This is a genomic window from Zarconia navalis LEGE 11467, assembly GCF_015207075.1.
GTDB classification, from domain to species: Bacteria; Cyanobacteriota; Cyanobacteriia; order Cyanobacteriales; family Geitlerinemataceae; genus Zarconia; species Zarconia navalis.
On sequence record NZ_JADEXN010000134.1, the window covers coordinates 1 to 10,378 of the forward strand.

Genomic DNA, 10,378 nt, shown 5'->3' on the forward strand with positions numbered 1-10,378 from the left:
GGAACCACCCGTCATCCCAGTCATCTTGGAATCACCGGTCATCGGGGAACCGCCAGTCATCCCAGTCATCTTGGAATCACCGGTCATCGGAGAACCACCAGTCATCCCAGTCATCTTGGAATCACCGGTCATCGGGGAACCGCCAGTCATCCCAGTCATGCCGGAATGACCGCCGAGGCACTCATCTACCTCTTCGGCATACTTTTCCAGATAGCCTTCAATATCGATCGCGATCGTTTTGGCGGATTCGACTTCTAAAATCGCCTTAAACTCGGAGCTGTAGGCAATTTCAACAATTTGTTGAGCGCTGAGTACCGTATTGGCATCAACGGTGAATCCCAATGCCGCAAATAATGTCGTCCGTTCTTCAACAGAAAGCTGAGTGACTTCGTAGCGAACGTATTCGAGATCGATGGATTGAAACTCGGTGGCAAACCATTGGATAATTTGCTCGTCGCTGAAACTGGTGGTAACGGTCTCTACGGTAACGTCGAAAGAAGTGGCGATCGCAGCGGCATAGGTCGATCGAATGTAGGAGGTTTCGACGAAACCCGTCAGACTCAAACCCTGTTCTACCCCGACATCGAAGATAAATTCGCGAATTTTCTCGATGCTCAGTTTGCTGACTTCTTCGATGCTGATACTGAAGTGGCTGGCAATTTGGGTGGTGTATTGTGCGATATAACCATCAAAATCGATCGGGGATAGTTGGAATCCTCGAACGAATCCCACCTGATAAACATGATCGAGAATTTGCGTCTCGCTAATGAGTTCTACAGATACGCCAAATTGAGCAGCTAATTCACTCGAGTAAGTGCTGCGATAGAACTCGTAGTCAATTTTTTCGGCAACGCCACCGAAGAGAAAATCTAATACCAGGTTATCGCTGAGTTCGGCGACGTTAGTCACGCTGTAAAATTGGGTCAGTTCGGCGGCAAAGAGTTGGCGAATTTCGGTAATCTCTACGAATTCTAACGGGGAAATTCCTTGCTTCAAGCCTTCACCGAACATGAACTCGATAATTTCCTTATCGGTGAGTTCTGAGATATCCACCTGAGTTGTGGTGCCGCCATCTTCACCATCCATATCGCCGCCACCACCGGACATGGCCGAGTTGGCATTACCGGAACCACCAGAACCACCACCGGACATGGCCGAGTTGGCATTACCGGAACCACCGGAACCGCCGCCAGATATGGCCGAGTTGGCATTACCGGAACCACCGGAACCGCCGCCAGACATGGCCGAGTTGGCATTGCCGGAACCACCGGAACCGCCGCCAGAAGCCGGGGGATTCGTATTCCCACCATCAGAAGGAGTCGTCCTTACCGTACCGAAGTAGAACAGAGAAAGTTGAGTGGCATACTGCAACCGATAGCCTTCGATATTCACTGCGGAGAGTTCGATATCGGAGTTCCAGCCTTCAGTAAACACGTAAACTTTTAGTTGTTCGCTGGTCAAGTCGGCAACGCGCACCCCCTCGGCGGTTAAGATATTGCCGTAGATCGACTTATAATATTCTTCGTCGAGATAGGGAGCGGCATCGCCAAAGACGAAATCGACGACCTGGCGATCGCTAAATTCCACCCCAAACTGAGAGGAAAGCGATGCTTGGTAGGTGCTGCGGTAATAAGAAATATCGACAAATCCGGTGATGTCGATGCCTTGACTCAAGCCTTCACCCACCATGAAGTCTCGAACTTGCTCGATGGTGAGACGCTCGACGCTGCTAACTTGATAGAATGCCACCAAGCGATTGGAAAACTGTACCCGATAGCCATCGATATCCAATGGCGAAAGCGTCAACCCGGCTTGCCGTCCTTGTTCCAAAGCATAAGCATTTACCTGTTCGTCACTCAGTTCGGCAACAGCAAATCCATAAAAGCTTTCGAGTTCGGCGGCATACCGCGTCCGCACGTACTGAATATCGATCGCTGGAGCGCTATTATCGAAGATGCTTTCGACAACTTGTTCGCTGCTCAGTTGGGAAATGCTCTCAACGTTAAAGAAGTTAGCAATGTCTGTGGTGTAGGTTTGGCTGAAAGCTTGAGAATTGAGAAGGGGACTGATGAAGCTAGTAAAGTTGCGATTTTCTTGAATGCCAAACTCAAAGAAATGCTCTGCTGCTGTGGTGACGCCTGCGGATACGGCTGCCGCTACATCGGGGTTGGCATTTAGGTAAAACTGACTGTTGAATAGCGCGCTAAAAGAACGATTTTCTTGAATGCCAAACTCAAAGAAATGCTCCGTTGCAGTGGTGACTCCGGCTGAGACAGCAGCAGCAACATCGAGGTTGGCATTTAGGTAAAAGGCGCGATCGAAGAAAGTATTAAAGGATCGCTCTTCTTTGACCCCAAATTCAAAGAAATGCTCTTCTGCAGTGGTGAATCCGGCGGATACGACGGCGGCAACATCGGGGTGAGCACTCAAATAAAAGGTGCGATCGAATAGAGCATTAAACGAACGTTCTTCTTTGACTCCAAATTCAAAGAAATGCTCTTCTGCCGTGGTGAATCCTGCAGAAACAGCCGCAGCAATATCATTATGGCTCTTGAGATAAAATTGGCGATTGAATAGAGCGTTAAAAGATCGCTCTTCTTTGATTCCAAATTTAAAGAAATGTTGAGTGGCTGTGGTCGCACCAGCGGAAACAGCCGCAGCAATATCATTATGACTCTTAAGATAAAAGGTGCGATCGAATAGAGCGTTAAAGGAGCGCTCTTCTTTGACTCCAAATTTAAAGAAATGCTCCGCTGCGGTAGTTGCTCCCGCTGAAACGACTGCGGCAACATCGGAGTGAGCATTAAGATAGAATTGCGCGTCAAATAAACGGCTGAATTGACGTTCTTCTCGGAATCCGTACTTAGTAAAATGCTCCGTTGCTGTTGTCACACCGGCGGAGACTGCGGCGGCAACATCGGGATTGAGTTCGAGATATTCTTGCTCTTCAAAAATACCCGACTCTTCGATTTCTAGAATTTTTGAATCTACGCTGTTAGAGTTAGTCGTATTTCTAGAAGATTCTTGCATGGTAGTATTTTCGTACAGATTGAGTAATGTTCTGGGATTTCTGTTCATCGTCAAGGGTTCTCAAAAATTAATATTTTGTAAGACTTGAGATGCATCCCGATTTTTGGCTCTAGTAAAATGGACTAAAATTACAACTAAACTAGAGCTAATTTAAGCGATTTCAACGATAAATGACGAGTTTCTCAGCGCGAGTACATCAGAAATTTATCCAATCTTTATGAATTGGCTGAGATTCGACCGTCAAACGTTATAAGTGCGAGTACGAAAATATTGAGAACTTTCTGTCTTCGATCGAAATAAATATATTCGATCGAATGGGTTAGATATTTGGATTTAGCTCAAGGTGGATATGAGATTATTTTTGTCACTAAAAATCGCATTCTGCTTGAGCTTAGTTTTTTTTGACGATAAGAGTCTGGTGTTTGTTTCCAAACAATACTGAATTTCTAAAGTAAATATTCTCGATTTTTTAAATAACATTAGTGCCAAAAATAAAGAATGCAAGTGTGACAGTTTGTCTGCTGTCATATCAATAATTGCTCGAATAGTTTGGCTTCATGAATAGATAACGATTAACAAACAAAGAGAGTCTATTTTAGGCAACTGCAACACTCACCCCAGTCAGATGGCTTAACTTTGCCACTAACTCCATACCTAAACGACCAAAGATAACATTGCAGCCGTGCAGAAAAATCGAGGCACTGGGTTTCATGCTATCTGTCCAATCCATCAACGGATGTACGTAGGCATGGAGGGTTTCGATCGTGAGAATACCGTTACCTAGATAGAGACCTTCTGGAAAACCCAAAGAAACAATATGCAGTTTTTCGAGATTGCGATAGCGGGCTAAAGCCGTTGTAATTTGCGTGATTCCATCTTCTGTCGGGTCGATCGCGATCGCATTGGCATCCCCCATGACTTCAGTCGCAAGAGTCGGGCAGCAGTCAACAGCGGCATCGATGAAAACCAGGGTATTCGCCGATGCCATCGTTCGATGGTTTGAATCGAGAACGAGCAATTGAAACTCAGACATTGTCCTAACCTGACTCAACATAAGGCGAAAAGGTGGGATCGGATAAGTTCCCGCACATCCCATCCCAACTCCGAAGTACAAACGTTTCATCTACGCCGTTACATTTACAAACAACTCAAAACCCCATAATTTCATTACAGCCCCGATTGACACCCGATCGCCTCAGTACGCGTGCGGATCTCGAAACCGAGCGAATTTAGTCAATTTTGCGGTGGTCGTTCGATCTCAATTAGTGGTAAGACAGCAGTTTTCCATCCCGTTGAGTCTAGATTGGGCGATCGGGCTACCGCTCGGAGCGATCGCGCGATCGACCTCAGTGCCAAGTTTTCCCCCACCCTGATAAGCTGATTAGATGGCAGGGACAACATATCGAAAAATGGATATCAAACAAGGTTTTGTTGATACAGTTGGCAACACTCCACTCATTCGCCTCAACAGCTTTAGCGACGAAACGGGTTGCGAAATTCTCGGCAAAGCGGAGTTTCTCAATCCCGGAGGTTCTGTCAAAGATCGGGCAGCACTCTACATCATTCAAGATGCGGAGAAAAAAGGGTTACTCAAACTGGGGGGAACCGTCGTTGAAGGCACTGCGGGAAATACGGGCATCGGACTGACTCATATCTGCAATGCCAAAGGTTACAAATGCCTGATTATCATCCCCGAAACCCAGTCCCAAGAGAAAATGGATGCCCTGCGTACTCTCGGTGCCGAAGTGCGTCCCGTTCGGGCCGTCCCCTACAAAGACCCGAATAATTACGTCAAACTCTCCGGCAGACTAGCCGCAGAAATGGATAACGCTATCTGGGCAAACCAATTTGAGAATCTCGCCAATCGACAGGCCCACTACGAAACCACTGGGCCGGAAATGTGGCAGCAAACAGACGGTAAAATTGACGCTTGGGTTTCGGCGACGGGAACGGGGGGAACCTACGCTGGCGTGGCAATGTTCCTCAAAGAAAAAAATCCCGACATTCAATGCCTAGTCGCCGATCCGATGGGTAGTGGACTCTACAGCTACGCGAAAACCGGAAAAATTGAAACCGAGGGCAGTTCTATCACCGAAGGCATCGGTAACAGTCGAATCACCGGAAATATGGAAGGAGCCCCCATTGACGATGCAATTCGGATTTCGGATCGAGAATGTCTGCGAGTCATTTATCAATTGCTGCGCCAAGATGGCTTGTTTATGGGTGGTTCGGTAGGCATTAACGTCGGTGCTGCCGTTGCCCTCGCCAAAGAAATGGGCCCCGGACATACGATCGTCACGATCCTTTGCGATAGCGGTTCGCGCTACCAATCCCGCTTGTACGATCCTCAATGGCTGGCATCAAAGGGACTTTCTGTGGAGTCGCTCGATCTCCCAACTTCTGGGTGACTCGATTTAGCATTGCCGAGCAGCAAAGATACGCGCGTGGGACTGCTTAAGCGTTGGTAATTCCCAATTCTGGGAATTGTGTTGTGAATTACCCAGTATGTAACTTACCGTCTGACATACTTTATTTTCCTTAACGAGTCAGCAAATCGTTCCCATTTAAAGTCGATCGAAGATCGTACGTTCAAAATCTCGTAAAGAGCGACACCGAAGTATTGATTCGTGTTTTCTTCGGGAGGAAAAACCAAAACTGGCAAAATACAAGGAGGCACTTTTCGATCGTCAAACCCCTTGAAGTGCCTCCTCATTCGATTCTTAATCTATAAAGTCTATGACTTAGAGTGCGCCAGAACTAGCCAAGCCCAAAATCATGCCGATGCCCAACACGTGACCGAAGCTCGTGGTTGCCAATAGTGCGGGGAAACCCATGCCACCAAACATTTCTGGCATTGGCAATGCCGGCCCGGCACTGGGATATTTCATCGTGGCTTTACCCACGGCGATCGCCAGAATATTGCAAAGAATCATCACTAATGCAACTTTAGGACTCCAGGGGACACTGGACGGAAAGGCCGCTAATAGGGTGGCGTGTAATGTTACGAAAGTCAATTTATGTTTTCCTCTCTCGATTCAGCTTTTACAACAGGTTGATAAGCATTTGGATTCAAATGTTAACTTTAACTCTTATCAAGATTCACTCCTCTGCGCTTAAATTTGTTGCAGGAATTAACATTGCTGTAAAGATTTGATACGCGACTTCGATCCTGAATTCGGTTTCCAATCGAAACAATACGACTTTTCCCCGGATTGCCTTGAAAAATCACGGATTGATGTGAAACGTTGACAAACCCTGGCAATACAAGCATCCCAGACAAGAAATCTAGCAATTTTCACCACGCGAGCTATAGCAATCCAAGGATTTGGGCGTATTAAGTTGCACCCAAGCGTGACTGGGTATTGAATGTGCGCGACGAGAGCGAACATGACATGATTCGATCGTCGATCTGCGGTTCGCGTTCGCTCTTTTCTCGATGGAAAAAATACTCGCGGATTACAAAGACCCTCAAGCGCAGATGTCCTCGAGAGAGCGACCGTACGGTCAGTTGAAGACCCTTGTACTGTCAAGACTTTGACAACAAACACAGAGAAATTATGTAAACATTTCGGATAACCGCCTATCGGGGTTGCATTTAGTACAATAGGCAGACTGGGTAGTCATCATTCTAAACGATAGCTACTTGCTCGGGGCGATCGAGAAACCCCCGTAAAGTTTCTACAACCCAACGGGTCGATCGCGCTTAACCGTGCAGCTTTTTGTCTTCTGTTCCGTAGTCTAAGGATGTGTCTCCGCCCTTAGGAGGTTTTATGAGTTCCTCTTCTAATCCATTGTCTGAATCCCCAAAGTCACCCAATCCCTCTGTGTCTAAGCCGAATACTCCCGAACGGCCGCCCGCTCCTAGCCCTGACGAGATGGAGGTCAAAAGCGTTTCTTCCCAACCTGAAGCGAAGGAAAACCAGGCTGCCTCATCCCCCGCTCAAGTCGCTCGGCAACAGCCCATTCCACCACCAAGCGAGCCGAGGCAATACCGCGCGATCGGCGTAGTCCGAGGTCAGTACGCTCCCTGTGCCGAGCAAATCACGCGAGGTGCTTTAATGACCAGTAGCGATGGGACTCCTGTCGATGCTGTCCTCCTCGGTCGAGTGATGAGTTTAGTCAAAAATCACGTGGACTTGCAACAAAGTCACCTGTGGGTCGTTTATCCGCGCACCGGTCAGCACGATGGTAACTTGCATGTTCAAATTGTTGGAGTTTGGGAACCGGAAACTCTTAGTGAAGAGTACAAGCAGCAAGATGAAACAGTTGCTGATGGTGAGAAAGACTCACCCGAGTCCGAACCTTTGCCGGTATCTTCTACTGAAGTTAACGACAACTATTTTTCTATTCGCGGTGAGGTTATCTATTACGCCCAAGATCGAGAGTACGCGGTCGTAAAAATTAAGCAAGCCCCTCGGAAAAATGACGATCGACCCAAATTTTTTAAGCTAAAACTGACGGGGAAGTTACCCGGAAAAGCCGTCGGACATTTCTGGGAGTTCCACGTACAGCGCGAGGGCAACGACCTGGTCATCCAAGAAAGCCACAATATGGGCGCACTACCGATCAAACGCAGGTTTAATAAAAAGCCTTACGGACAAAGTCGCTATGGTGGCGGCTTTAAACGAGGTGGTCGGAGTTCTGCCCCCATATCGAAAGGACCTCGGACTTATTCTGACTCTCCCAAAAGTCCTTCCAAACCAAAGCCCAAACCCATTAAGCCCTCTCAAAAATAAAACTGAATACTCTCAGTGGGAGATTGCGATCCCTTCTGGCTTGCGATGCGGGTCGTCAGGGTGTCACAATCTCCATTGGAGTCCAAATGTATTTCTCAATTATGGCAAGCCAAGATCCAATTCCTGTGGTGGTTAACGGAGCAACGGGAAAGATGGGCTGCGAAGTGGTCAAAGCCGTTGCCGCAGCCGAGGATATGATGCTACTCGGAGCTGTCGATCTCAACCCGGAGTATCTCGGTCGAGATATTGGCGAAATTGCCGGTTGTGGGGCTTTGGAAGTGCCCGTTCTAAGCGAGCTGCAAAGTACTTTGGTCATGGCAACTCAAGAAAAGCAGCAAGGGGTAATGGTTGATTTTACCCATCCCAAGTCAGTCTACGATAACGTCAGATCTGCGATCGCCTACGGTATTCGACCGGTTGTGGGGACGACGGGCTTGAGCGGCGAGCAACTTCAGGATTTGGCAGATTTTGCCCAAAAAGCCAGTACGGGCTGTCTGATTATCCCCAACTTTTCGATCGGGATGGTGCTATTGCAACAAGCCGCCATTCGGGCCTCCCAGTATTTCGATCATGTAGAAATCATCGAACTCCACCACGATCGAAAAGCTGATGCCCCCAGCGGAACAGCGATTAAAACCGCTCAAATGCTTGCAGAGCTGGGGAAAACCTTCAATCCCCCTCAGGTGAAGGAAACGGAAGAACTCACCGGTGCAAGGGGCGCTTTGGCCGATCGGGACGTTCGCATTCACAGCATTCGTTTGCCGGGCTTAATCGCTCACCAAGAGGTGATTTTTGGTGCTCCCGGTCAAATTTATACCCTGCGCCACGATACGAGCGATCGCGCCTGCTATATGCCGGGGGTGCTACTATCCATTCGCAAGGTGACACAGCTCAAATCGTTAGTGTACGGCTTGGAAAAAATTCTTTAGTTTAAGTTTAAAAAGACAAAATAGGGGGAAATTGTTTGGTTTGCCCCCTGTTAAACTCGATCGATAGGGCTTCTATCGTCTTGTCGCCCATCTGAACTTTTAACTAATTTGATCCATCACCGCAAACATCGGTAGGTACATCGACAGCAGAATCGAACCCACCATGCCACCAATGACCACGATCATCAAAGGTTCGAGCATACTCGTTAACGCTTTAATGGCCTGTTCCACTTCATCTTCGTAGAACTGTCCTACCTTGATCAGCATTTGATCGAGTTCCCCGGTTTCTTCCCCAATGGACATCATTTGGACGGCAAGAGCAGGCATTACCCCTTTTTCTCTGAATGCTTCGCTAATACTTCCCCCCGTTTGAATTTGGTCTCGGGCATATTCGATCGCATCGGCAATCACTTCATTACCAGCCGTATCTCGCACGATTTCCATCGCGTTCAAAATCGGTACACCAGAACGAGTCAGGGTTCCGAAGACGTTGCAAAAACTCGCCACTGCCGACTTTTCAATCAAGTCGCCAAAAATCGGGGCTTTGAGCAGCATCGCGTCAATTTGAAAGCGTCCGGCCGGAGTTTGATAGTATTGCTTGATGGCAAAGGCAAGACCGATAACGGCACCGATAAGCATTACGATGTAGTAGTTGCGCGTTTCGAGACCGCTCAATTCTGGATTCTCATCTGGTGTCGGAAGAAAAGGCCCGCGCAAAATGTAGCTGATATTCATCATCATTTGGGTAAAGACGGGAAGTTCTGCACCCAATTGCTTGAAAATATCGGCAAAAATCGGCAAGAGAAATACCGTCATCCCCACAAAAATGACCACGGCGATAAAACCCACAGTTTGCGGGTAAGCCATGGCTGACTTCAATTCGTTCTGAATTTTTGCCATCTTTTCGAGCAGCATCGCCAGACGGTTGAGCACTTCGTCGAGGACACCACCAACCTCTCCTGCTGCCACCATACTGACGTATAGCTTATCGAAGCATTTGGGGTGCTTGGTCATGGCATTTGCCAAACCTCCCCCTTCTTCAACCTCACCTCTAATTTCTGTGAGCGCTTTTCTAAGCCTGGCATTACTGCACTGCTCGTTCAACACGCTCAAACATCTAAGCATTCCCACCCCAGCATTGAACATTGCTGCAAACTGGCGGGAAAAAATTGCTTTATCTTTGACCGTAACGCTCGAAATGGCAACCTGAATGGTCTCTTCAATGTTGCTTAAATCGAAACCTTTTGATTCTTTCTTAGATGCCGCATTAGCCATAATTTATTAAGAAGTAAGAGGGATGATTCCAGGGCCGAAATGGAGAAGGTCAAGCTTTAGAAACGCAAAATAAAAGTTTTTCCCGGAGCTTTTACGATCGCTCCGGGTCGAATCTCACCAAGCACTACACCGTACCCAAATTCTAGCGCGTCCTTGCAGTTCGTTTGCCTGCGGGTTGAGCGCCCGGTTTGCCACCGGCTTTAATTTTCGGGTCGATCAATCGATCGAGTTCGTCGGGTTTAGAACTCTTGCTCACTGCGTCTTCGTATAGGACTTTTCCTTCGTTCACCAGTCGAGCCAAACACATTTCCATGGTTTGCATCCCAACTTTCGCTCCCATTTGAATCGAAGAGTAGATTTGACTGGTTTTTCGTTCCCGAATCAGGTTCCCAATAGAGGGAGTATTGA

At 47.7% G+C, this 10,378-nt stretch carries 7 protein-coding genes and 2 pseudogenes; 4 read left to right on the forward strand and 5 right to left on the reverse strand.

The window, feature by feature from the left end:
• Together IQ235_RS09175 and IQ235_RS09180 are read right to left on the reverse strand one after the other, a co-directional pair.
• Window positions 1–3,078 (reverse strand): annotated as a pseudogene (locus IQ235_RS09175) (hypothetical protein); the annotation flags it as partial.
• A 547-nt stretch (window positions 3,079–3,625) separates the two neighbouring features.
• On the reverse strand, window positions 3,626–4,063 hold the full coding sequence (locus tag IQ235_RS09180; RefSeq protein WP_264321175.1) for a DUF4347 domain-containing protein: 438 nt from the start codon (window positions 4,061–4,063) through the stop codon (window positions 3,626–3,628).
• Window positions 4,064–4,274: 211 nt separating this feature from the next.
• Here IQ235_RS09180 and IQ235_RS09185 point away from each other — a divergent pair, with 211 nt between their 5' ends.
• A complete protein-coding gene (locus IQ235_RS09185; protein ID WP_264321176.1) occupies window positions 4,275–4,403 on the forward strand; it encodes a hypothetical protein in 129 nt (42 codons plus the stop codon).
• Between the two features lie 36 nt (window positions 4,404–4,439).
• The gene (locus IQ235_RS09190) at window positions 4,440–5,438 is read left to right on the forward strand and encodes a cysteine synthase A (protein WP_264321177.1); all 999 of its coding nucleotides are present in this window, start codon (window positions 4,440–4,442) and stop codon (window positions 5,436–5,438) included.
• Between the two features lie 333 nt (window positions 5,439–5,771).
• On the opposite strand, the gene psaK is transcribed toward IQ235_RS09190, so the two are convergent.
• Window positions 5,772–6,044, reverse strand: coding sequence for a photosystem I reaction center subunit PsaK (psaK, locus tag IQ235_RS09195; RefSeq protein WP_264321178.1), 273 nt, complete (start codon window positions 6,042–6,044; stop codon window positions 5,772–5,774).
• An 810-nt stretch (window positions 6,045–6,854) separates the two neighbouring features.
• On the opposite strand from psaK, the gene patR reads away from it, so the two are divergent.
• The gene (gene patR / locus IQ235_RS09200) at window positions 6,855–7,766 is read left to right on the forward strand and encodes a heterocyst master regulator PatR (protein WP_264321179.1); all 912 of its coding nucleotides are present in this window, start codon (window positions 6,855–6,857) and stop codon (window positions 7,764–7,766) included.
• 101 nt (window positions 7,767–7,867) lie between these two features.
• A complete protein-coding gene (gene dapB, locus IQ235_RS09205) occupies window positions 7,868–8,695 on the forward strand; it encodes a 4-hydroxy-tetrahydrodipicolinate reductase (protein WP_264321180.1) in 828 nt (275 codons plus the stop codon).
• A gap of 99 nt (window positions 8,696–8,794) precedes the next feature.
• Here dapB and IQ235_RS09210 read toward each other — a convergent pair whose 3' ends face one another.
• Both IQ235_RS09210 and IQ235_RS09215 read right to left on the reverse strand, forming a co-directional pair.
• On the reverse strand, window positions 8,795–9,970 hold the full coding sequence (locus IQ235_RS09210; RefSeq protein ID WP_264321181.1) for a type II secretion system F family protein: 1,176 nt from the start codon (window positions 9,968–9,970) through the stop codon (window positions 8,795–8,797).
• Window positions 9,971–10,112: 142 nt separating this feature from the next.
• Window positions 10,113–10,378: pseudogene (locus IQ235_RS09215) on the reverse strand (hypothetical protein); the annotation flags it as partial.

What these genes read in the sequence shown, in the direction of transcription:
- IQ235_RS09180 (WP_264321175.1), bottom strand. Translation starts at nt 4,063, where the DNA reads ATGTCTGAGTTTCAATTGCTCGTTCTCGATTCAAACCATCGAACGATG.
- IQ235_RS09190 (WP_264321177.1), top strand. Translation starts at nt 4,440, where the DNA reads ATGGATATCAAACAAGGTTTTGTTGATACAGTTGGCAACACTCCACTC.
- dapB (WP_264321180.1), top strand. Translation starts at nt 7,868, where the DNA reads ATGGCAAGCCAAGATCCAATTCCTGTGGTGGTTAACGGAGCAACGGGA.
- IQ235_RS09210 (WP_264321181.1), bottom strand. Translation starts at nt 9,970, where the DNA reads ATGGCTAATGCGGCATCTAAGAAAGAATCAAAAGGTTTCGATTTAAGC.